22 protein-coding genes and 1 tRNA gene are annotated in these 23,208 nt (G+C 64.3%); 21 read left to right on the forward strand and 2 right to left on the reverse strand.

The window, feature by feature from the left end:
* Positions 1 to 159: 159 nt before the first annotated feature.
* From radC to P4L93_03980, 21 genes are all read left to right on the forward strand, one after another.
* Positions 160 to 822 carry a DNA repair protein RadC gene (gene radC, locus P4L93_03880; protein MDR3686083.1) on the forward strand — a complete coding sequence of 221 codons (663 nt, stop codon included), beginning with the start codon at positions 160 to 162 and terminating at the stop codon, positions 820 to 822.
* A gap of 216 nt (positions 823 to 1,038) precedes the next feature.
* Positions 1,039 to 2,079, forward strand: coding sequence for a rod shape-determining protein (locus P4L93_03885; GenBank protein ID MDR3686084.1), 1,041 nt, complete (start codon positions 1,039 to 1,041; stop codon positions 2,077 to 2,079).
* 21 nt (positions 2,080 to 2,100) lie between these two features.
* Positions 2,101 to 2,997, forward strand: coding sequence for a rod shape-determining protein MreC (gene mreC, locus P4L93_03890; GenBank protein MDR3686085.1), 897 nt, complete (start codon positions 2,101 to 2,103; stop codon positions 2,995 to 2,997).
* Positions 2,997 to 3,509 (forward strand): rod shape-determining protein MreD, encoded by a 513-nt coding sequence (gene mreD, locus P4L93_03895; GenBank protein ID MDR3686086.1) that lies wholly within the window; start codon positions 2,997 to 2,999, stop codon positions 3,507 to 3,509. The genes mreC and mreD overlap by 1 nt, the downstream gene beginning before the upstream one ends.
* A gap of 55 nt (positions 3,510 to 3,564) precedes the next feature.
* Positions 3,565 to 5,448 carry a penicillin-binding protein 2 gene (gene mrdA, locus P4L93_03900; GenBank protein MDR3686087.1) on the forward strand — a complete coding sequence of 628 codons (1,884 nt, stop codon included), beginning with the start codon at positions 3,565 to 3,567 and terminating at the stop codon, positions 5,446 to 5,448.
* A complete protein-coding gene (gene rodA / locus P4L93_03905) occupies positions 5,445 to 6,689 on the forward strand; it encodes a rod shape-determining protein RodA (protein ID MDR3686088.1) in 1,245 nt (414 codons plus the stop codon). The genes mrdA and rodA overlap by 4 nt, the downstream gene beginning before the upstream one ends.
* A 19-nt stretch (positions 6,690 to 6,708) precedes the next feature.
* The gene (locus tag P4L93_03910; protein MDR3686089.1) at positions 6,709 to 7,749 is read left to right on the forward strand and encodes a DUF697 domain-containing protein; all 1,041 of its coding nucleotides are present in this window, start codon (positions 6,709 to 6,711) and stop codon (positions 7,747 to 7,749) included.
* A complete protein-coding gene (locus tag P4L93_03915) occupies positions 7,746 to 9,620 on the forward strand; it encodes a TIGR03960 family B12-binding radical SAM protein (GenBank protein ID MDR3686090.1) in 1,875 nt (624 codons plus the stop codon). The genes P4L93_03910 and P4L93_03915 overlap by 4 nt, the downstream gene beginning before the upstream one ends.
* Positions 9,613 to 10,305, forward strand: coding sequence for a TIGR03936 family radical SAM-associated protein (locus tag P4L93_03920; protein ID MDR3686091.1), 693 nt, complete (start codon positions 9,613 to 9,615; stop codon positions 10,303 to 10,305). Before P4L93_03915 ends, P4L93_03920 begins: the two co-directional genes overlap by 8 nt.
* Positions 10,306 to 10,322: 17 nt before the next feature.
* Positions 10,323 to 11,810, forward strand: coding sequence for an Rne/Rng family ribonuclease (locus P4L93_03925; protein MDR3686092.1), 1,488 nt, complete (start codon positions 10,323 to 10,325; stop codon positions 11,808 to 11,810).
* Positions 11,811 to 11,924: 114 nt separating this feature from the next.
* Positions 11,925 to 12,323, forward strand: a complete 399-nt coding sequence (rplU, locus tag P4L93_03930) for a 50S ribosomal protein L21 (GenBank protein MDR3686093.1) — start codon at positions 11,925 to 11,927, stop codon at positions 12,321 to 12,323.
* Positions 12,324 to 12,341: 18 nt separating this feature from the next.
* Entirely contained in the window at positions 12,342 to 12,596 is a 255-nt protein-coding gene (gene rpmA, locus P4L93_03935) for a 50S ribosomal protein L27 (protein MDR3686094.1), read from the forward strand.
* A 177-nt stretch (positions 12,597 to 12,773) separates the two neighbouring features.
* Positions 12,774 to 14,150, forward strand: coding sequence for a GTPase ObgE (obgE, locus tag P4L93_03940; GenBank protein MDR3686095.1), 1,377 nt, complete (start codon positions 12,774 to 12,776; stop codon positions 14,148 to 14,150).
* Positions 14,147 to 15,253 (forward strand): glutamate 5-kinase, encoded by a 1,107-nt coding sequence (gene proB, locus P4L93_03945; protein MDR3686096.1) that lies wholly within the window; start codon positions 14,147 to 14,149, stop codon positions 15,251 to 15,253. The genes obgE and proB overlap by 4 nt, the downstream gene beginning before the upstream one ends.
* Positions 15,254 to 15,301: 48 nt before the next feature.
* A complete protein-coding gene (locus tag P4L93_03950; GenBank protein MDR3686097.1) occupies positions 15,302 to 16,555 on the forward strand; it encodes a glutamate-5-semialdehyde dehydrogenase in 1,254 nt (417 codons plus the stop codon).
* 8 nt (positions 16,556 to 16,563) lie between these two features.
* On the forward strand, positions 16,564 to 17,175 hold the full coding sequence (gene nadD, locus P4L93_03955) for a nicotinate-nucleotide adenylyltransferase (protein ID MDR3686098.1): 612 nt from the start codon (positions 16,564 to 16,566) through the stop codon (positions 17,173 to 17,175).
* Positions 17,172 to 17,753 (forward strand): bis(5'-nucleosyl)-tetraphosphatase (symmetrical) YqeK, encoded by a 582-nt coding sequence (gene yqeK, locus P4L93_03960; protein ID MDR3686099.1) that lies wholly within the window; start codon positions 17,172 to 17,174, stop codon positions 17,751 to 17,753. The genes nadD and yqeK overlap by 4 nt, the downstream gene beginning before the upstream one ends.
* Positions 17,750 to 18,871 carry a LytR C-terminal domain-containing protein gene (locus tag P4L93_03965; protein ID MDR3686100.1) on the forward strand — a complete coding sequence of 374 codons (1,122 nt, stop codon included), beginning with the start codon at positions 17,750 to 17,752 and terminating at the stop codon, positions 18,869 to 18,871. The genes yqeK and P4L93_03965 overlap by 4 nt, the downstream gene beginning before the upstream one ends.
* Positions 18,872 to 18,873: 2 nt before the next feature.
* Positions 18,874 to 19,278, forward strand: coding sequence for a ribosome silencing factor (gene rsfS / locus P4L93_03970; protein ID MDR3686101.1), 405 nt, complete (start codon positions 18,874 to 18,876; stop codon positions 19,276 to 19,278).
* 7 nt (positions 19,279 to 19,285) lie between these two features.
* On the forward strand, positions 19,286 to 20,266 hold the full coding sequence (locus P4L93_03975; GenBank protein MDR3686102.1) for a DMT family transporter: 981 nt from the start codon (positions 19,286 to 19,288) through the stop codon (positions 20,264 to 20,266).
* A 69-nt stretch (positions 20,267 to 20,335) separates the two neighbouring features.
* Positions 20,336 to 20,411: transfer RNA gene (locus tag P4L93_03980), tRNA-Ala, on the forward strand.
* Here P4L93_03980 and P4L93_03985 read toward each other — a convergent pair.
* A complete protein-coding gene (locus P4L93_03985; GenBank protein MDR3686103.1) occupies positions 20,382 to 21,848 on the reverse strand; it encodes a recombinase family protein in 1,467 nt (488 codons plus the stop codon). The genes P4L93_03980 and P4L93_03985 overlap by 30 nt on opposite strands.
* Positions 21,849 to 22,147: 299 nt before the next feature.
* The gene (locus P4L93_03990) at positions 22,148 to 22,558 is read right to left on the reverse strand and encodes a hypothetical protein (GenBank protein MDR3686104.1); all 411 of its coding nucleotides are present in this window, start codon (positions 22,556 to 22,558) and stop codon (positions 22,148 to 22,150) included.
* Positions 22,559 to 23,208 lie beyond the last annotated feature (650 nt).

Genomic DNA, 23,208 nt, shown 5'->3' on the forward strand with positions numbered 1-23,208 from the left:
TCGGGTGGCTCGGCCGGAGAGAACCCGTGCCGGGCCACCTTTCTATCCCTCGGGAAGCTCGTGGCAAGTCCGTGGTAAGACCGAGGTGACAATCTGAGATGGCGGCGCCCCTCCGCACGCATCGAGTTCTCGACTCTGCGCGAAGAAAGGACCGTCACCTTGGCACCGCGAACCCCCGGCATGACTGCCGACCCCAGACAGCGGCTTCTGTCCGGTCACGCTGAGGCGCTCTCAGACGCCTCCCTGCTTGCCGTGCTTCTCGACTCGCCAACCACCCACCGTGCCAGCCGGCTGCTCGCCGAGCACCCCATCCCGGACGGACTTTGGCGCGTGTGCGCCGAAGACCTCATCGCGCTGGAAGGCGTGGGTCCGGCGGCTGCCGCGCGCGTGCTCGCGTGTCTGGAGATGAGTCGGAGGGCATCGGCTTGGCGCAGTTCTCGGCGGCCGACGATCTCCACGCCGGAGGACGTGGTGGAGTTGTGCGCCCCCCAGCTGCGTGGCCTGGATCGCGAGCATTTCTGGGCGCTGGCGCTCAACACCAAGAACCAGCTGCTCAAGATGGTCGAAGTGTCTGTGGGGTCGCTCAACGCGTCGATTGTCCACCCCCGTGAGCTGTTCCGGGACGCGGTCAAGCTCTCGGCAGCCTCGGTCGTCGTGGTACACAACCATCCGAGTGGCGATCCCACGCCCTCGGGAGCCGACATCCAGCTCACTCGGCGGCTAGCCAAGGCGGGAGACGTCCTGGGGATCGAACTTCTCGACCACGTTGTGATCGGTGACGGGGGAGAGCACGCTAGCCTGCGGGACCTCGGCCTGATGTAGAGGCGGAATCGCACAAAGGTACGCTCAAGTCTGCACCCCGGAGCTGCGGAGATATCGTGGCGAACCGGTGGTCGGGGCGATGCCCTGTGCTACACTTTCGAGCGTGTCTCAGCACGCCCGGCCCGGATGTGATCATCCAGGGTCGGTTTTGGCGTGCGGGCCTCTGAAGAGGCGCACAGCCCCGGCTGGAGCCGGTGACTTAGATAAGGAGCGACCGTGTCGCTTGTAGATATCTTCTTCAACTCCTGGGGCGGCGACATGGCCGTCGACCTGGGTACAGCTAACACTCTCGTGTCCGTGCGAGGCCGTGGCATCGTCTTGATCGAGCCGTCCGTAGTCGCGGTCGAGAAGGACACGAAGCGCGTGCTCGCCGTCGGCATCGACGCCAAGCGCATGCTGGGTCGCACGCCGGGCAGCATCGTGGCCATTCGTCCGTTGAAGGACGGCGTCATCGCTGACTTCGAGGTCACCGAGGCGATGTTGCGCTACTTCATCAACAAGACGCGCGTGAAGCGCTTCCCGTGGCAGCCCAAGCCGCGCGTGGTCGTGTGCGTGCCATCGGGCGTCACCGAGGTTGAGAAGCGTGCCGTTTTCGAGGCAACGATGTCGGCGGGCGCGCGCCAGGCGTTCTTGATCGAGGAGCCGATGGCGGCCGCGATCGGTGCCGGCCTGCCAATCCAGGAGCCGACGGGCTCCATGGTCGTCGACATCGGCGGCGGCACGACCGAGGTCGCCGTCATCTCGCTCGGCGGCATCGTATGCGCTCAGTCGATTCGCATCGCCGGCGACGAGTTCGACGAAGCGATCATCCAGCACGTCAAGAAGGCCTACAACGTGCTCATCGGCGAGCGTACGGCCGAGGAGATCAAGTTCGAGATCGGCAGCGCCTGGCCGCTCATGGAAGAGGTCGACGTCGAGGTTCGTGGCCGAGACCTACTCACGGGTCTGCCGCGCACGATCACCATGGAGTCCGAGGAGATCCGCGAGGCCGTCGAAGAGCCCACCGCGGCAATCGTCGCGGCGGTCAAGGGAACGCTCGAGCAGACGCCGCCGGAACTGGCGAGCGACCTGATGGAGTACGGCATCGTGCTTACGGGCGGCGGAGCGCTGCTCAAGGGCCTTGACGAGCGTCTGCGCCACGAGACCGGCATGCCGGTCCACGTCTCCGATAGCGCGCTGACCAACGTGTGCGACGGCTCGGCGCAAGCTCTCGAAGAGATCGATGCGCTGAAGAAGGTGCTCCAGGGCAGCCGATAGGCTGGCAAGAGCCCGGTCGAGATGAGACTCCCGCAGCCCGAAAAGTCCAACCTGCAGCCAGGTCTACTGGTTGTGCTCATCGTGTTGTCGCTGCTGCTGACCACTCTGTGGTATCGCGAAGGCGCAAACGGTCCCGTGCACAAGGTGCGCCTTGGCGTGCAAGCCGTCTCGGCGCCGGTGGGCGCTGTTGGCGAGTTCGTCACGCGTCCGATCCGAGGCGTCTTCCAGTGGATCGGCGATCTGGGCGTCTCGAGAAGCCAGCTTGAGGCATTGCGGCTCCAAAACGAGAAGTTGCGCAACACCGTCGCGGCGCTCGAAGAGGCACGTCTCGAGAATCTGCGACTTCAGTCCCTCGTAAACTTCGCGCAGTCGAGCAAGCTTAAGTCGCTGGGCGCGCACGTGATCGGGCGTCCCACGCAGTGGGACCGCGTCATCACCTTGGACCGCGGGACTGCAGACGGGGTGCGCGAGGGCATGCCTGTCGTGGGTACGCTCGGCACGACTCCGGGGGCCGCCACCGAAGCGAGTGCCGCGGGTGGGCTGATCGGACAGACGATCGACGTCACGGCTCACTCGGCCAAAGTGCGCCTGATCACCGACCAGAGTTCGGGTGTCGCCTCGACGATCCAATCAAACCGGGCCGAAGGCATCGTCCACGGTTCGATCGACGGCGGTCTGTCGCTCGACTTCATCAGTCACGAGACTACGGTCAAGGCAGGCGACGTCGTAATCACGTCAGGCATGGGCGGAGTCTTTCCCAAGGGGCTCCTGGTCGGCGAGGTCACCAAGGTCACCAACCAGCCCTCAGCTCTCTATCAAGATATCGTCCTTACGCCATCCGCCGGACTCAACGGGGTCGAAGACGTGCTCATCCTTGTCGGAGCCGGCCCACAGGTACAGACCGGAAGTGGTGAGTGATGAACCGAGTACTCCCGACAATCGCTGCGATTCTGGTGGCGGCGTTGCTGCAGGTAGGGCTCGCGCCGTACATCGCCATCGGTGGTGTGGTGCCGGACTTTCTCCTACTCGTGGTCGTCACCTTGGCGCTCGTCGAGGGTCCGGCAGCCGGCGCCTCGGCGGGATTTGCCGCCGGGCTCATCTTCGAACTCATCGGCTCGGGACCCGTGGGCCCGATGGTCTTGGTGCTAGCGGTAACGGGTTACATGGCGGGTCTACTCCACGAGAACATGTTCGCCGAGGGCTGGCTTCTGCCACTTACCGTTCTGGCGGTTGCGTCGATCGCCTCGACGTTGGCCTACGGGCTCATGCTCGATCTACTCGGCGTGGGCGGGCCATTCTTGCTGACGTTCTTCACCAAGATGCTGCCCGAGGCGCTCTACGACACCGCGCTGGCGCTGCTCATCTACCCGTGGTTGGCGCGCTTCTTGCGCCAAGACCGGCCAATGACGACGTTTCGGCGCCTCGCCTAACTGCGCGGTTTCTCGGCACGTCTGGCCTGTCGCCGTAGTCACGTGAGGATCCTGGTTGCCTGGTTTCCAGCAAGAGCTCAAAGGGCGTTACGCCGTCCTGGGCATCGTCGTAGTGGCGGTGCTCGGCCTGCTGCTGGCCAAACTGTGGACCATGCAGGTGCTGAACGGCGCGCAGTATGCTGACGCGGCAGTTCAGAACCGAGTTCGTCCCGTTACAACCTCCGCCGCTCGCGGTCGAATCATGGATCGCAACGGCCAGCTCCTGGTGTCGAATCGCGCCACCATGGCCGTCTACGTCGATCCGAGCGCGCAGCACGTCGTGATCGCGAGCAAGACCACAACCAACACTCCGCTCATCAATCGTCTCTCAACGGTGCTGGGCATGCCCGCTGCCGACGTCCAGAAGCGCATGTTCGACCCGAAACAGGAGGCGCTTGCCTCAAGGATGGTCGCGCTGGACGTCCCGCAGCCGGCGGTGGCATACATCTCCGAGCACCCGGATCTGTTCGCTGGCGTAGAGGTGCGAGCAGAGGCCACGCGGCAGTATCCGCAAGGAACGCTCGCCGCGCATGTGCTGGGATACACGGGACAGGTCTCGCAAGACCAACTCGCCAACACCACCGTCAATGGATATCAGTACGGCGACATCGTGGGCAAGGCTGGCGCCGAGGCCGAGTTCGAGAAGGTGCTACAGGGCGATCGCGGTCAGCGTCTTGTCGAAGTCGACGCGCAGGGCAAGCCGCAGCACATCATCCAGGACACGCCGCCCGTGCAGGGTCACGACGTCAAACTGACAATCGACTCGAAGGTGCAGAAGGTCACGGAGCAGGCGCTACAGCAGGCGTTGCTCGATGCCCACAAGGCGAAGTTCCCGCACGCTGCGGCCGGTGCCGCAGTGGCGGTCGACATTCACACTGGCGAGATCATCGCCATGGCCAGCGTTCCGACCTACGACCCGAGCCTGTTCCTCGGCAGCATCTCGGACAAGCAATGGAAGTCGCTGACGGCGACAGACTCCAACTACCCGCTCACCAACCGCGCCATCGCGGGCCAGTATCCCGCAGCCTCGACTTTTAAGGCGATGACCGGGTTAAGCGCGCTGCAGGCGGGTCTCATCACGCCTTCGACAACTGTCGACTGCACCGGCCGTTGGACGGAGATGGGCAAGCAGTGGGCGAAGTGGTGTTGGGATCACGCTGGCCACGGGCCTGAAGAGTTCTACGGCGCGGTCCGCGACTCGTGCGACTTCTACTTCTACCATGTCGGCTATCTCCTCTATAAGTCGGGCGGCGAGAAGCTTCAGAAGTTCGCTCGGAAGTTCGGCTTTGGACAGGACTCGGGCATCGATCTTCCCGGCGAAGCAAATGGCCGCGTTCCGGACATCGCTTGGAAGAACGCGTACTTCCAGAACTATCCAGAGATGCAAGGCTGGAACGTCGGCGACACGGTAAACATGGCTATCGGGCAGGGCGACTTGCTCGTCACGCCGCTTCAGCTTGCGGACGCTTATGCTGGCATCGCCAACGGCGGCAAGGTGATGCGGCCGCACATTCTCAAGCAGGTACTGGGCGCGGATGGCAAGCCGGTACTGACGTACCAACCGACCGTGGCCTTCGACAGCGGGACCTCGGCGAGCAACCTTGCGACGATGCGCTCCGCGCTGCTTGCGGTAACGACGACCGGTACCGGCAAGGGCGCGTTCTCGGGCTTCCCCGTACCGGTGGCGGGCAAGACCGGTACCGCGCAGGTCTCGGGCAAGGACGACTACGCCTGGTTTGTCGGCTTCGCTCCCGCCAATCATCCCAAGTACGCGGTCGCCGTCATGATCGAGCAAGGTGGACACGGCGGCTCGGTCGCCGGCCCGGCGGCTCGTCAGATATTCGCGGCCCTGCTCGGCCAGAAGATCCAGCACGTCTCGGCCACGGATACCTCACGATGATGGCCGTCAACGAACGCAAGCGACTCTGGTTCGCGAACCTGCCCCTGATTGCGATTGTGGTGGCGTTGCTCTTCTTTGGCACGACGATGGTGCAGTCAGCCACGTCGGTGATGAAGGGCGGAGCGGGGCTCTATCAGCGTCAGCTTCTCGGAATCGCCATCGGGCTGGTTCCGTTGGTCTTGGCCTGGGCCTTTGACTACCGCCGCATTCAGGGATGGATCGGCCCGCTGTACGTGTTGGATCTCTTCCTGATCCTTTCGCCGAGGATTCCGGGCTTGGGTGCTCGGGTCAACGGCGCTACGGCGTGGCTTGCGATCGGGCACATCCGACTATTCCAGCCCTCCGAGCCCGCAAAGCTGCTCACCATCCTGGTCATGGCGGGGATCATCGCGTCGTATAAGGGCGTGATCGACGAGCCGCGCGACGTAGCGCGAATCCTGGGCATGCTCGCGCTCCCGCTCCTGCTGATCTTGGCGCAGCCCGACCTCGGCACTGCCATGGTCTTTGTTGCGATTGCGGCTGGGATGCTGTTGATCGGCGGTCTGAAGCCCCGCTGGTTCCTGATCCTCGGGCTGAGCGCGGCACTACTTGTGGGCACGCTGTTCGGAATGAACGAGCTGCTCAACCGGACGCTTCATCGCGGGCCGTACAACCCCGCTTACATCGCCGCAGTCCAGAAGGCCGACGGCAACACCTCGGCGGCCTCGGTCCAGCAGATCAACGACACGAGCGTGCTCATCAAGTCCTACCAGATCGACCGCCTGCTTGTATTCGTCGACTCCACGCGCGACCCCAAGGGCGCCGGCTACAACCTCGAGCAGTCCAAGATCGCCATCGGCTCCGGACAGCTCAAGGGCACGGGTCTGCGCTCGGGCACCCAGAGCAACCTGCGATTCTTGCCCGAGCAGCACACCGACTTCATCTTCGCGGTCACCGGCGAAGAGCTCGGGTTTCTCGGCGGGGTCATTCTGCTGGGGCTCTATCTCGCTCTGCTGATCGTGGCGCTGGAGATATCGGCGCAGTCGCGCGATCTGTACGGATCGCTGATCGTGGCAGGTATCATTTCGATGTGGACGTTCCAGATTCTCGAGAACATGGGCATGACGATGGGGCTGATGCCGATTACGGGTATCCCGCTTCCGTTTATGAGCTTCGGATCGTCGTTCATGGTCACCAACATGGTTGCGGTGGGTATGCTCCTGTCCGTCTGGACGCGCCGCCAAGGTGTGCCCGGCTACTAGGCTGCCGAGGGGAACACAGATGAAGTTGCCAGTCGACATCCGAGATCTCATGAACTCGGGCACCAAACTGCGGGAGGATCGCGAGAAGCCCATTCGTCTCGCGGTCTTCGTCGACGTTGAAGCGCCGGAGGCGCTCGTCGAGGCCGTCCGGCTCGCCCTGCACCCACAGACGGGTGGCGCCATGCTGCACATCGAGGTGTGCGCACCCGGCGAGGCCCTTCTCATCGCCCCGGGCGCCGACGCCGTGGTGGCGCTAGCCGGTCCGGGCACCACGCTCGAGCGCTCGCTGTCCGGTGCGCGCGAGAAGTTCGTCCCGACGGTGCTGCTCGCTCTCGGGGAGTCGGCGCTCGAGGTCTCGCGGCGTCTGTCGCAGCCGATGCTCGACACCATCGCAGCGCCCGAGACCGAGCAGATCATTCGCGCGCTCGGCGCGTGGCTTGCCGACCGCATCAACAGCAAGCGCCTGGCGCTCGCGCACAACTTCGAGTTCATCCGCCGAGCCGTGGCTGAGGAGTCGGTCAAGGCGACGGCCTTCCAGAACGGTGTGATCGGCTTCGTCGCCGTCATTCCGGGCGCAGACATGCCGATCATGACCGCGAATCAGGCCAAGATGATCCTGCAGATTGCCGCTGCCTACGGCCAGCCGCTCGGGCCCGAGCGTATCAAGGAGCTGGCGGTGGTAGTGGGCGGTGGGTTCACGTTCCGCCTGCTTGCGCAGCAGCTGCTCGACTTCATTCCCGGATTCGGCTGGGCAGTGAAGGCGGGCGTTGCCTACTCCGGAACGCTGGCGATGGGCTACGCGGCGCTCGAATACTTCGAAGAGGGCGGCGACTTCTCCGGCGTTGCCGTGCGCGTGAAAGAAGCGCGCGACAAGGCCATGGGGATGGCGCGCGATCGAATGGGTCGCGGTCTGCCGGCCGAGGAGCCGATTCCGGCGCACGGCTACGTAGTTGTCAACGACGGCCCGCTTCCGGTTCCGCCGCTCGAACCCGGCGCCCTGCCGTCGCACTTGGACCGTGGCCAAGGCGCCAGCGACCTTACGGGAGCCGGCGTCCAGTGACGCGGACTGACCTATGGCCTGCGATTGAGCCGCTTCTTGCTCGCGTCGAGCGCCCCGCCCGGTACATCGACCGGGAGTGGGGCGCTCTTCATGACGGGGAGGCCGCCTACCGGGCGTGCCTCATCTACCCCGACACCTACGAGATCGGGCAGGCCAACCAAGCACTGGCGATCCTCTACGGCGTGCTCAACGCGATTCCCGGGGTAGCCGCCGAGCGCGCCTACCTACCGTGGATGGACATGTCCGCGGCGATGCGCGAAACGGGTGTGCCGCTGTTCTCGCTTGAGTCGTGCGGCGCCGTGCGCGACTTCGACCTCGTGGGCATCACGATTCCGTACGAGCTGACGTACTCCAACATCCTGGAGACACTCGACTTGGCGGGCGTCCCGCTGCGAGCCGTGGACCGCTCCGAGAGCGACCCGCTCGTCGTCGGTGGTGGTCCCAGCGTCTTCAACCCGGAGCCTGTCGCGGCATTCTTCGACGCGATCCTGATCGGCGAGGGGGAAGAGGCCGTCGGCGAGATCGTCTCGGCGCATCGTGCCGCGAAGGCTGCCAGCGCTTCACGCGCCGAGACGCTGCACGCCTTGGCCGCGGTTCCCGGCGTCTACGTGCCGTCGCTCTACGAGACTGTCCGAGACGCGAAGGGCGCCTACGCGGGCACTCAGCCGCTGCCAGACACGGCGGCGCGCCCCGTCGTCGAGAAACGGGTCGTCGCGGACTTCGACGCCGCGCCTGTTGCGATCGCCGGAATCGTCCCGTTCATGGACGTTGTCCACGACCGCTACGGTCTTGAAGTCCTGCGCGGATGCACGCGGGGCTGCCGTATTTGCCAGGCGGGGATGGTCTACCGTCACGTGCGCGAGCGCACGCCCGACCACATCCTGCGCGATGTTGTGGCGGGACTGGCCTGCACCGGCTACGACGAGGTCAGTCTCACGTCGCTCTCCACCACCGACCACAGCCAGCTCGAAGAGGTGCTGCGCCGCCTCCAGCGCCGACTCGAGGGCACGGGCGTCAGCGTCTCGCTGCCGTCGCTTCGTGTCGACGCGTTCGGCGTTGAGATGGCTCGGCTGGTCTCGGCGGGCGGCAAGAAGAGCGGGCTGACGTTTGCGCCGGAGGCCGGCACGCAGCGGATGCGCGACGTCATCAACAAGAACGTCACCGAGGAAGATCTGCTCGGCAGCGTGCAGCGAGCGTTCGAGTCTGGCTGGCGACGCGTGAAGCTGTACTTCATGATCGGACTTCCCACCGAGACCGACGAGGACATTCAAGGCATCGGCGAGCTCGTCCACAAGGTGTTTCGCACCGCGCGTGAGGCGACTCCGCCGGCTCAGCGCGGCGGGCTGAAGGTTGCCGTAAGCGTCTCGACGTTCGTGCCCAAGGCGCAGACGCCGTTTCAGTGGGAGCCCCAGATTAGCTTCGACGAGATTGGCCGCCGCCAACAAGTGCTGCGCGACTCGATGCCCCACAAGGGCGTCGATCTTCACTGGCACGACGCCGAGATCAGCTTCCTCGAAGGCGTCATGGCGCGAGGTGGCCGCGAGGTCGCCGACGTCGTCGAAGCCGCATGGCGGGGAGGTGCGGTCTTCGACGCCTGGACCGAGCAGTTCCGACTCCAGCGCTGGCTCGGCGCGTTCGCCGAGACTGGCGTCGACGCCGAGTCGATCGCCAACCGCGAGCGGCTGCAAAGCGAGCCGCTGCCGTGGGCGCACATCTCGGCAGGAGTAGCGCCGGGCTACCTGTGGCGCGAGCGCGAGCGCGCCTTTGCTGGCAAGACGACTCCGGACTGCAGTTTCGCGGGGTGCACCGGCTGCGATGTCTGCGACGACCTCGAGGTCAAGATCGTGCTGGCTGGTGATTCGCGTGGCTAACGGCGAGTTTCGCCTGCGCGTCCGTTACGGCAAGGTTGGCCGACTGCGCTGGCTTTCGCATCTCGAGGTGCTGCACGCGTTGGAGCGCACCGTGCGCCGAGCCGGGCTCCCGTACGCGGTGACACACGGCTTCAGCCCGCACATGAAGGTGGCATTCGGTCCGGCACTTCCTGTTGGAACGGCCGGTGAGAACGAGTACTACGACATCTGGTTGACGCGCTACACTAAGGCCGAGGAGTTGCTCTCGCTCCTCGCAAGCGCCATGCCTCAGGATCTGGCTCCCACGGCCGCTGGGTACGTGGGTGACTCGGAGCCTTCGTTGGGCGCCGCACTGACCATTGCAAGGTATCAAGTCGAGGTAACAGGGAAGGGGTCTTTGACCGAACAGGTGCACGCGGCGATGAAGAGCCTCGTGGACTCGGGAACGCTCACGGTGACGCACAAGGGCAAGCACAAAGTTTTCGACTTGGCGCGAAGTCTCCCGGAAGAGACGCGTGTCACACAGTCGGCGGACGGCAGCAGGATCGAGCTAGCCGTCCGCATCGGACCCGAAGGGTCCCTCCGCCCCGAAGCGCTCGTACGAGCAGCACTCCAGTCCGCACAGCTCGATGCGACCGTTGTGCGCGTGACACGCACGGATACCCTCATCGAACAGCAGGAGGGCCTCTGGGCGCGTCCGTTGTGACGGGAGTGCCAGCTTAGGTGGCGGACTTAGATCGCGAGATGCTCATCTCGCACGATACGAATGAGACCAGAGTCGCGTTCCTCGAGAACCGAGAACTGGTCGAGCTCTACATAGAACGCCCCAAACGCAGCAGTGTGGGCAACGTCTATCTCGGCAAGGTCAGTGACGTCTTGCCTGGGATGCAGGCGGCGTTCGTCGATATCGGCCACGAGAAGAACGCGTTTCTCTACGTCGATGAGATCGTCACGCCCGAGGGCTTCGAGAACGTGCCTCGCCGAGAGATCCAGATGCTTCTGCGCGTGGGTCAGCAGGTCATGGTGCAGGTGATCAAGGACGCGATGGGCACGAAGGGCGCGCGCCTCACTACGGACATCTCCCTTCCGGGTCGCTTTCTCGTACTCATGCCGTTCTCGGACTTCGTCGGCGTGTCCAAGAAGCTCCCGGACGCAGAACGAGAGCGGCTCAATGGGATCGTGAGCCGCTACGCACCTCCGGGCATCGGCGTGATCGTGCGTACCGTCGCTCAGGGTGCGAGCGAGCGCGATCTGTCCAGCGACCTCGAGTTTCTGATGCGACTATGGAAGCGCGTGAACCACCAAGCGACCGAGGCGCTGGCTCCCGAAGTGATCTACACCGAGATGGATCTCGCGCTGCGCCTGGTGCGTGACGTGTTCTCGGAGGACTTCAGACGGCTCGTCATCGACGACCGGGCGACGTTTGAGAAGGTCACGTCGTTTCTCAAGAAGACGTCGCCACAGCTCGTGCGAAACGTCCAGCTCTACAAGGATCGCGTCGCGCTGTTCGACCAGTACGACTTGCAGGCCACCATCGACGGCGCGCTGCGCCGCACCGTGGCTCTGCCAAGTGGCGGCTACCTGACCATAGACAAGACCGAAGCACTGACCGCAATCGACGTGAACACCGGCCGCTTCGTCGGCAAGAAGAACCTCGAGGAGACCATCCTCAAGACCAACCTCGAGGCCGCCGAGGAGGTCGTGCGCCAGCTTCGACTTCGCGACATCGGCGGAATCATCATCGTCGACTTCATCGACTTGGAGGAGTCTGCGAGCAAGGCCGCGCTGACCGACGCTCTCACCCGAGCACTGGAACGGGACCGCACCAAGACGCGGCTGAGCGAGATATCGCGCCTCGGGCTGGTCGAGATCACGCGAAAGAACGTGACCGACGGCCTGTACGGTGTGCTGACCGAGGCATGCCCCAACTGCGGGGGAGAGGGTCGGGTCGTCTCCCGCACCACGCGCCGGATTGCGGTGGAACGCCGCATGCGCGAGATCCTCCGCAACGGCAAGTCCAACGCGTACCTATTCGGCCTGGCTCCAGCGACCTTCGAGCTGGTCATGGCGCCGGGACTCAACGTGGCCGCAACGCTGCGTGCCGAGACAGGTAAGCAGGTCTCGATCGTGGCCGACGACGAGGCGGGGGCCACGGAAGTGCGCGTTCTCATCGAGGGCCGCACGGGTCTGTTGCGCCGAGCGTTCGAGTGATTGGCACTTAGTGGAAACGCCCGGCCCCGTGTTGAGGCATGATTTGCGTTGACGCTGCTCATGCACCCTGCTAACATTTCCCCTCGCGCATTGAATCGATCGAAAGGTTTTCGCATGTACGCAATCGTCGCCACCGGCGGCAAGCAGCTTAAGGTAGTGGCCGGTGACGTCGTCACCGTCGAGAAGCTCGACGCTGCAGCCGGCGAGAACGTCAAGTTTGATGTCATTTTCCTCGCTGATGAGGACAAGATCGTCGTCGACCCGACCGAGCTTGCCTCGGCCACGGTGAGCGGCGAGGTGCTCGAGCACTTCAAGGGCGAGAAGGCTATTATCTTCAAGTTCAAGAAGCGCAAGGGCTACAAGCGTCTGAAGGGTCACCGCCAGCAGTTGACCAAGGTCCGCATCACGGACGTGTCGGCAAAGGCCGCCCCCAAGAAGGCTGCTGCCAAGAAGAAGACCGAAGCGCCGGTTGAGGTTGCCGAGAAGGCCACCGAAGCTGCGGCGCAGGACTAAGGGCAGGGATCGTAGGCTATGGCACACAAAAAGGGTCTCGGCTCCACAAAGAACGGGCGCGATTCTCGCGCACAGCGACTGGGCGTCAAGCGCTTTGACGGCCAGGAAGTTCACGCTGGCACGATCATCGTTCGCCAGCACGGCACGCACTTCCATCCCGGTGAGAACGTTGGCCGCGGTGGCGACGACACGCTGTTCGCTCTCGTCGACGGTGTTGTCGACTTCACTCGTGGCCTGAAGCGCCGCGTTCACGTGCGACCGTTCGAGGCCTAAAGGCCCGCATTCGCCGCACAAGACATGTAGCGTCGCGAGCCCCCCGTTCTCATCGTAGAGCGGGGGGTTCGTTCGTATCAGCGCATCGACGCGTCAATCTGACCGCGTGGGCTACACTCGTGTCAGGCCGTTTGGTCGCACGTTGCGCGCCGGCCATATACAGAAACGAGCATCAAGGTGTTCATCGATGAGGTAAAGATTCACGTCAAGGCAGGTGACGGCGGCGCTGGATGCATGTCGTTTCGCCGAGAGGCCCATGTGCCCCGAGGCGGACCCGACGGCGGCGACGGTGGGCGCGGCGGTAATGTCGTGCTCGAGGCCGATCCCGCGATCTCGTCGCTCATGGAGTATCGGTTCAAGCACCACTTCAAGGCTGACAAGGGCGTGCACGGCAAGGGTCAGATTCGACATGGCGCCGGGGGCGACGAGCTGACACTCAAGGTGCCGCTCGGGACGATCTGCCGCGACGCCGAGACCGGGGCGATCTTGGGCGACCTGACGCTGCCTGGCCAGCGGCTGACCGTGGCCCACGGCGGCTACGGCGGGCGCGGCAACATCCACTTCGTCACGCCTACTCGGCGTGCGCCGGCCTTCGCCGAGCTCGGCGAGCCTGCCGAGGAGCGCTGGATCGAGCTTGAGATGAAGCTCATGGCCGACGCCGCTCTGGTGGGGATGCCCAGCGTGGGCAAGAGCTCGCTCATCGCGCGCATGAGCGCCGCACGCCCCAAGATCGCGGACTACCCCTTCACGACGCTGGTTCCGAACCTGGGCGTGGTCAAGGCAGGCGGGCGTTCATTTGTTGTGGCCGACATTCCGGGGCTGATCGAGGGTGCGAGCGAGGGCAGGGGTCTCGGCCACGAGTTCCTGCGCCACATCGAGCGCACTGCGCTTATCGTGCACATCGTCGACCTGACGGGCAGTTACGAAGAGCGCGACCCGCTCGAGGACTACGACATCATCAACGCCGAGCTGGCAGCGCACGCTCAAGAACTCGCCGATCGCCAGCGCATCGTGGTGGGCAACAAGGCAGACGTCGCCGGCACCGACGACGCCTCCGCTCGCTTGCGTGCGCGGGCAGAAGCCGATGGAGTGCCGTACTTCGAGGTCTCCGCAATCACGGGTGTAGGGCTCGATCCGATGATTCGTTCGGTAGCCGAGCGCGTCTTTGAGCTGAGAAGCGCCGCCGTACACCACGGTGCCGTCTACACGAGGGTCTGGACCCACGAGCCGCTCAACGACAAGGCCTACGAGGTCACCAACCTGGGCGGTCACGTCTTCGAGGTCACGGGACGCGGTGTCGAGCGCATGGTCATCATGACCGAGTGGAACAACGAGGAGGCCATCGCCTTCCTGCAGAAGCGGCTAGTCAAGGCCGGTGTCGAGAAGGCGCTCTCCGAGGCAGGCGCAATCGACGGCGATGAGATCCGTATCGGCGGCAAGGCCTTCGAGTTTGAGGGAGCGCTCGAGCGCGACCCGGAGGTCGCGTTCATCGAAGACCCGTTCGACGAGACAGATGAGGTTGGGGAAGTGTTCGAACCCGGAGGCCAGGCGTGACATCGCAGCAGCGCATCGTCATCAAGGTCGGCTCGTCCACTCTCACCGGTGAGGGAGGCGGCATCGACAGAGAGTTCGTCTCGACGCTCGTCGAGCAGATTGCCGATGTCGTGGGCGCGGGTGCCCAGGTGGTGCTCGTCTCCTCCGGAGCGATCGCCGCAGGCTTGGATCGGCTCGACTTGGCCGAGCGACCCACCGACATGCCAAGCCTGCAAGCCGCTGCGTCAGTTGGCCAGGTCGTGCTTGCCGAGACCTACCAGACGCTCTTCGCCTCCCACGGGATCACAGTCGGGCAGGTGCTGTTGACTCGGCACGACACGGGTCACAGAGAGTCCTTCCTGCACGCGCGCGACACGTTCGAGCGGCTGCTGTCGCTCGGTGCCGTGCCTGTCGTCAATGAGAACGACACCGTCGCGGTCGACGAGATTCGCTTTGGCGACAACGACTCGCTTGCGGCGCTCGTCGCCACGATGGTCAGCGCAAACCTCGTCCTGCTGCTGTCCGACATCGCCGGGCTCTACGACGCGGACCCGCGGGTCTCGGCAGAGGCGAAGCTGCTCGAGCACGTCGAGGAGCTGACGGACGACCTGGTCGCGGCCGCGGGCGGGAGTGGTAGCGACGTCGGAAGCGGCGGCATGGCCACCAAGCTCGACGCGGCGAATATGTTGATGAAGGCCGGCATCCCGATGGTGATCTGCGACGGGCGCCGCGCCGACGTCATCGCCGACGCGGTGGCCGGCCGACCCGTGGGCACTCTGTTTGCCGGTGGAGACGCAACGCTTTCCGCGCGCAAGCTCTGGATTGCTCTGGGCCGGAACCCCGCCGGCGAGATCGTTATCGATGACGGCGCCCGCGATGCGCTGGTCAAGCGCAACACCTCGCTGCTACCGGCGGGTGTGGTGGGCGTGAGCGGCCCGTTTGCCGCGGGCGATGCGGTAGTATTGAGGGACCGTAGCGGGACGATCGTGGCGCGGGGTCTGACCGAGCTCTCATCGGCGGACCTCGAGACGGTGAAGGGCTTGAAGTCCTCCCAGATCGCTGAGGTCTGCCCGGCTGTGGCCGGCAAAGAGGTCGTCCATCGAGACCATCTGGTGGTTCTGTAGGTACGGTTGGCGAGTCAGGCAGCATCGAGGCGAAACGAGGTCGGGTCCATGTCAGAGGTGCTGCGTCTCGCGCAGCGCGCCAAGGAAGCTTCCGGCGCGCTCGCAATCACGTCCACCGAGCAGCGTAATCGCGCCCTCGTGGCGATGGCCCATGCGCTGATCGTCAAGCAAGACGACGTTCTGGCCGCCAACGCGGCCGACATGGACGCCGCGCGTGCTCGCGGCACTGCGGCCGGTCTGCTCGATCGTCTCGAGCTGACGCCCGCTCGGGTCAGGGAGATGTCCGACGCGCTTGGTGCTTTGTCGCTGCTGCCCGACCCCATCGGCGAGGTCGTCGAAGGGCACACGCTGCCCAACGGCATAGAACTGACCAAGGTGCGCGTCCCGCTCGGCGTGGTTGCAATCATCTACGAGGCCAGGCCCAACGTCACGGCGGACGCCGCCGGGCTGTGCCTCAAGACCGGTAACGCGGTCATCCTCCGCGGCGGTTCGCTGGCCATCGAGAGCTGTCTGTCGCTGACGCGAGTACTCGCGCAGGCCGCCGAGAGCGCTGGCATGCCCATCGGCTGCGTGCAGTCGATCGAGTCGACCGACCACTCCGCCGCCGAGGAGCTGATGACGCTGCACGACTACATCGACGTGCTCATCCCACGCGGTGGTGCCGGGCTGATCAAGAGCGTCGTGGAGAACTCCAAGATCCCGGTCATCGAGACCGGCATCGGCAACTGTCACATCTACATCCACGAGTCGGCTGACTCCGAGATGGCCGAGCGAATCGTGATCAACGCCAAGTGCCAGCGCCCCAGCGTGTGCAACGCAGCAGAGTCGCTGCTGGTCGACGAGGCTGTCTATGAGACCGTGCTGCCGAGCATCCTGACGGCGCTCGAGTCGGCCGGCGTGACCGTGTTTGCTGACGACAAGACGCGCTCGTTGAGCGCCATCAGCCGCGTCGAAGCCGCCACGGAGGCCGATTGGGGTACCGAGTACCACGACCTGCGCATGTCGGTGAAGGTTGTCAGCGGCCTGAGCGAGGCGATCGAGCACATCAACACGTACGGCACCAAGCACTCAGAGGCGATCGTCGCAAGCGACTACTCGGCGGCCCGCCGCTTCCTGCACGAGATCGACGCCGCGGCGGTCTACGTCAACGCTTCGACGCGCTTCACTGACGGCGCCGAGTTCGGTCTGGGCGCCGAGATCGGCATCTCCACGCAGAAGCTCCATGCGCGTGGCCCCATGGGGCTTACAGCGCTCACCTCGACCAAGTATCTGCTCATGGGCAGCGGACAGATTCGCGAGTGAGGAGCGCCGTGCGTCTCGGCATCATGGGTGGCACGTTTGACCCCATCCACTTCGGTCACCTCGTGACCGCGGAAGAGGCGCTCGTCCAGTTCAATCTGGACCGTGTCCTGTTCATGCCGACCGGGCATCCCGCGCTCAAGAGCAAGCAGCGCGTGACACCCGCCGAGGACCGCTACCTGATGACGGTGCTGGCCACCGCCGCAAACCCCGACTTCGACGTCAGCCGCATGGAGGTCGATCGAACGGGGCTCACGTTCACGATCGACACGCTCCTCGCTCTTCGCGATGAGTATGGTCCCGGAACCGAGCTGTTCTTTATCACTGGCGCCGACGCCGTTTGGGAGATCGTGGGCTGGAAAGACGCCGAGAAGATCGCAGATCTGGCGACGTTCATCGCGGCGACTCGCCCGGGCTACGACCTGACGGCTGCCAGGAGTGCTCACGACGCTCAGGCCACGGGTTTCCGAATCGAGTACATCTCGGTGCCCGCGCTGGCGATCTCTTCGACCGATCTGCGCGAGCGTGTGGCGCAGCGCCGCGCGATTCGCTACCTGACGCCGGAGTCGGTCGTCGCCTACATCGAGAAGCGCGGCCTGTATGGCGAAGTCGGTCGGGCATGACGCCAGTCAGCTACGACGACGCCGTGTTGGCTGTTGAGGCTCGGCTCGGCCACAAGGCTGCAAAGCACTGCAAGCGAGTGGCTGCCACCGCGGCGCAGCTGGCTGGCGGGTACGGCGTCGACGTCGAAGCTGCTCGGCTCGCTGGGTTGCTGCACGACTGGGACCGCGAGACGCCGGCTGAGACGCTGCTGGCGACCGCTGGCAACGATGGGCTTGCGGTCAGCGACGCGGATGCCGCCAACCCGCACCTGCTGCACGCTCGAACCGGGGCGATTGCGGTGCGCGAAGCGTTCCCCAGCCTTCCCGCAGATGTCACGCAGGCCATCTCTCGGCACACTCTGGGCGCGCCCGGCATGACGCCGCTGGACATGATCGTCTACCTCGCGGACATGATCGAGCCGCACCGTGATTTCGAGGGTGTGGAGCGGCTGCGCGACGCGGTCGGCATTGTGTCGCTGCCCGAGCTTTTCGCGTTGGGCTACCAGCGCTCGGTCCGGTATCTGGTCGACGCTCGCAAGCGGATTCACCCCGACACAGTCGCTGTGTGGAATGCACTGGTGGCAGGTGACCCGTCGTGAGTGACGAGAATCAGCGCCGAGTGAAGCACCAGCCCCCGGAGGCGCCGACCGGATACCGTCAGACGCGACGGGCATCGAAGTCGCTGAAGAAGGCCAAGCGCGCCGAGAGGCAGCACGAGGTATCGACGGTGCTCGGGCGCGTGATGAAGACGACGCGCGACATCGGCTACTACCTGGCGCTTGGCGTCGGCGTGCTGCTCGTCGGTATGCTGGTGCTGCTGCTCGTGGCAAGCGCCATCAACAGCATCGCTCGCTGGACTGCGAAGCGTGACACCGGCGCCAATACGGCCCAGGCCGAGGCCGAGCGCCGCGCCCGGGAAAACCTGCTGGTGATAGGCGAGCAGGACGGCAAGGCGACCGGCTTTTTGGCAGTGCGCATCTCGGGCAACGACAAGCAGATCTACGGGATCGCCATTCCTGACGGCGCTTTCATCGAGGTTCCTGGCGCAGGGTTCACTCGCGTCGGCGACAGCTACACCATGGGAGCGAACGTCTCGCTTTCAGCGATTTCGAACTACCTGACGGTGCCATTCCGGTCCTACGTGGTGGTGCCTGCAGCGGTCTATCAGCAGGCGATGAAGAACCAGTCGGTGGCTCACGTGCTGGTCGCTAGTACGGCGAGCAACCTGACCACGGCGGCGCTGACGGGTCTGCAGTCCGACATAGACGCCGTTCCCAAGGCGAACACGGCCCTCGTGCCTCTGCCGGTGCAACCGGTGACGCTGGGAACCACCACCTATTTCGAGCCCCAGAAGGCTCAGGTCGCAGACTTGCTAACGAAGTGGTGGGGAGTCGACCCATCCAAGGTGGCCCAGGTCACCCGCATCATTCTCTACAACGGGGCGGGCACTCCCGGCATCGCAAGTGATGCTGCCCAGCAGCTCATCCGGGCGGGTCTGCGCGTGGTCGACACGAAGAACGCGGACAACTTCAACTACCCTGCAACGCTCATCGTCGTTCAGCACGGCACTCTTCAGCAGGGCAAGGACATCGCCAACGTTCTCGGCGTGGGGCAGGTAAGTAGCAAGCCTTCCGACCAAGACATCGCCGACGTGATCGTGATCATCGGCAAGGACTACAAGCCGCCCGCGGGCGGAACCACAGGAGGAACCAAGTGACCATGACGTCGAAAGAAATAGCACTGCTGGCGATCGAGGCCGCAAGTGACAAGAAGGCCGAGGACATCGCCGCACTCGACGTCAGTCAGCTGCTCGTCGTGACGGAGTACTTTGTGATCGCCACCGGGCGCACGAACATCCAAGTGCGCGCCATCGCCGACTGGGTTGAAGAGGTGCTGCGCGACAAGGGCGGAGAGAAGCCGATCGGTCGCGAGGGCGCTGGCGAGGACAAGTGGGTGCTGCTCGACTACGGCGACGTGGTCATCCACGTCTTCCAACCGGCCGAGCGCGAGTTCTACCGGTTGGAGAAGCTGTGGAGCGACGCTCCACGACTCGAAGCTTCGGGCGAGATGTCGCCGCCTGCTGGCGGCGTGAGCGAGCGACACGCAATCGACGCCGAGTCCTAGGCTCGTGGTGCGTTCGCTGCTTGATCGATTCGGCGTTCCAGCCGCACTCGTGCTCGTCGCGGTGGTTTGGGGGTGGGCGTTTCTCGCCGTCGCCGACGCGATCGCGCGCTATCCCATGTACGCGTTTTTGGCGTGGCGGTTCGCCCTGGCATCCGTCGCGTTTGTGGCGTTCTATCCCAAAGTCCTGAGGCGCATCAGCCGAGCAAGCCTGAAGATGGGGCTGCTGGCGGGTCTTGTGCTTTCGGCCGGGTACATCCTGCAGACCTGGGGCTTGGACGGCGCCACCAAGACGACGCCGGCGCGCGCGGCCTTCATCACGGGCCTCTACGTTGTCATCACACCGCTCCTGCAGGCTGTGCTTCTGCGCAAACGACCCCGCACGTCGACGGTGATTGGCGGCATCATCGCACTTGGCGGGCTCTGGCTCCTCTCGGGCATCGGTTCGAGCGGGGGAGGCTGGGTTCTCGGCGACACGCTTGTGGTGCTTTGCGCAGTCGCGTTCTCGGTGCACATCATCGTGTTGGGCTCTACTGGTGAGCATCACGACACGAGCGTACTGACGCTCGTTCAGCTCGTCACGGTGGCGGTTGTGTGCACGGCCATCTCGGCGGTCAAGGAGCACGCGCCGATTCCCACGGACCCGTCGGTGATCGCCGCGATTCTGCTGTGTGGCGTTCTGGCGTCTGCAGTGGCGTTCGCGGTGCAGACATGGGCGCAGCGAAGGCTTCCGCCCTCGCGGGTCGCGCTCATCCTGGTGACCGAGACGGCGTGGGGCGGCATCTTCGGATGGTCTGCCGCCGGCGTGTGGCCGGTGCGAGAGGTGGCGGGAGCAGCCGCGATGTTCGTCGGGCTCATCATCTCGGAGGCGCTGGCGGCCTTCGGGCCCAGCAGCGAGCGAGTGTCGTTCGAGCCGGCCGTGGAAGGCGCTGCGGCACCGGTAGTCGAGTCGAAGCTTGAACCCGAGGTCACAGGGGCCGAGCGGGCCTGAACCGGGCTTGACCCGGCGATTGCCGCTGGTATACTAGCGCTCGCGCCCTGTCGGGGTGCACCCAGATGTGGGGCCTTAGCTCAGCTGGGAGAGCGTCTGGCTGGCAGCCAGAAGGTCAGGGGTTCGATCCCCCTAGGCTCCACCATTTGTTCAATAGAGCTCCTTCGTCGTCCATTTCGAGGACATCGAAGGGGCTTTTCCACTGGTAGGACACTATATTGCCGTCTCGGACCATGAGGTTCGAACACACCATTGCGAGTATCTCGCGGCGAGAGTCGATATCGCCCTGGTCGAACCGTATGTGCGCAACCGATGCAGCACCGGCCAACTGCGCTACCAGCGACGTTGTGGATTCTGGCCGAGAATCCAGCGCGTGAAGAGCCAGTTCGAACGCTTGGCGCTCACTCTTCAACTTGGCGGCATTCTCCTTGTAGAGATCGTCGTCGAGCACTCCAGAGACCAGCTTTTCAGTGAGCACGGATAGTTTGCCGTTTGCAGCCGAGATGGCCCGAGAGAGCCGTGTGCGCTCGGAGTCGAGTTCACCGTCGAGCTCACGGTCGAGGGCTAGTGCGTCTTCCACCAGTGCGGCGAGTACCTCAGGGCCGATCGAAATGCGTACGAGGATGGCCGAGACCTGCTCGACGAGAGGCTCTTCGCGCATGAAGCCCCGCTGCTTGCAGACACGCTTCTTGTTCGTGCAGTGGTAGTAGGCGTGTCCCTTGTGATTCTCAGCGGTGATCTTGCAACCGCACTCATCGCAGAACATGAAGTCGCGCAGCAGAAAGACGTGCTTGTGACGCGTGTTGATCTTGTTCGGCTTGAAGGCGGCTTGGACCTTCTCGAAGAGCGCAGGGGAGACGAGAGGCGTCTGTGAACCCGTAAACGTCTCGCCGCCGTACCTCAGGACTCCCATGTAGAAGGGATTGCGCAGCAGCATGTTGAGCGTGTTAGAGCGCACCGGATTGCCCCGCAGAGTACGAAGTCCGGCCGCATTGAGCTCTTCAACCAAACGAGTCACCGAGACGAGGCCGGTAGCGTAGCGCTCGAATGCTTTGGTGATCATCGGCCCGCGAACAGGGTCAACGATGATGGAACGAGTGCCCTTGTCGTTGAGGTAGCCAAGCGGAGCCTTATGGGGCCAGCCGCCCTGCGCGACCTTCTCGTTCATGCCCTTGCGTACCTCCTCAGACAGGTTCCCGAGGTAGTACTTGGCGACGGAGAGCTGAACGTCGCGCAACAGTTCGCCTTGTGGAGTGTCCGGAACGTCACCGACTACGTAGCGGGCACGAGCCCCAATGACCTCCTCAAGCGCGATCTGGTCAGCGAAGTTGCGATAGAGGCGGTCGAGCTTATGCGCGACGACGACGCGAACGGCGGGGTGTTCGGACAGAAACGCGCACATCTTGGTGAACTGCGTTCGACCAGCAGCCCCTGCAGACTCCGCTTCGATGAACTCTTGGACGATGGACAGCCCCAAAGACTCCGAGAAGATGCGTATGGCCTTGAGTTGCGCCGGAATGGAGTAGCCCTCGTCTTGCTGTTCCTTAGTGCTTACGCGGGCGTAGACGACGCAATCGGGCATAGGCGCTCCTTGGCTAAGGTAGTCGAGTATCAGGCCCTCCCGAGAAGTGTTGCAGATACAAGACTAGAAGAGCGGGCGAGGGCGAGGACTCCAAGACACATCAAACCGCGCGAGGAGAAGAAGCGCAAGACTCCAAACGAGGGAGGACTCGACCCAAGTAGCAGACGAAGCGATCAACGCGTCTTTTGTGCTCAGGATGTACGGAGAGTGTGCCATGTTATAGGCGGGCACACTCCAAGACCCGTGAGTCCAGCGGGGGTGCCATGCCGGACCAAGGGGACTAGAACCTCGTGGACTAGCTACGCGGTCTGCGCGGTGCGAATGCGCTGGTCGATCTCAGAGGCCACCGACTCAATCTCGCGCCGGTCCATGGCCCGTAGCGACAGCTTGACCCGCTGCCCGCTCGCCATTGTCAGGTCAATCCTGCTATCCCCAACACGATCCGCGCGCAGGATAGCGCGCCAGGGCAGTATCAATCCTCTTCTGACCGGAGCGACGTTGAGCGCCATGGAGTCTCGGTTCATGACGATGTAGGGCGTCAGCGCCCCCCAAATCATTCGTGTCCCGGTGACAAGCGCGAGGGCGACCCAGATAGCAGTAAACATGAACTGCCCCATACGGAGGCTCAGGACGCCCATTAGCACAGCCGCGACCGCCTCGATTCCGAATATCCAGAGGAGTGTCTGGTTCCTGCTGACCGTGCGGTCCATCTTGTCCCCCTGCTGATCGCCTTTGAGCACTACCTTTCTATCGGTCTTCCAGACCGGGCGCTTGACCGCGCGTCACCCGAGATCGACATAACCCCACGCTACGCTCGGATGCAGATAGACTCCCCATGTTATAGGCGGGGGGAGTCTTCAAGACCGCGCCCTGACCACGGCGTCGCATCCGTCCAGATCGACCCGACCACCGCCGCGAAGGGCGCGCACTCGGGCTACGCCGAAGGGCCCGAGTGAGCCCGCGACCGTGGATGGCTCAGCGACGGACGCGCCACCGTGGACAGCACGCAACGATTCAGACGGAGAGCACGACCACGCGTCAGACACGGCCCGCGAGGGGCACGCCACGCCCAGCCGCTTCCGGGCGGCGCTTCGCGCCCTCCGGAAGCGGCAAGGACGACGGCGGTCAGACTCGACTCAACGTGTTGCGCATGAGCGGCGCTCCCGCGCTTGCATCAGGATAGCGCTCGCGGCGTCCGCTCGATGCGCTTGTTCGACCTCGCGAATTCAGATACTAAGTGCAACGCCCTCCCCCTGGAGCGGGGGTGAGGCAATCTGGGACACTCCCAGTTCCTCTCCTCCTCCAAGAACAGGGGAACCGATGCCGAAGTATCGCCAGATCACCTCACACGAAAGATACG

The organism is Coriobacteriia bacterium, from assembly GCA_031292615.1.
Lineage (GTDB): Bacteria > Actinomycetota > Coriobacteriia > Anaerosomatales > JAAXUF01 > JARLGT01.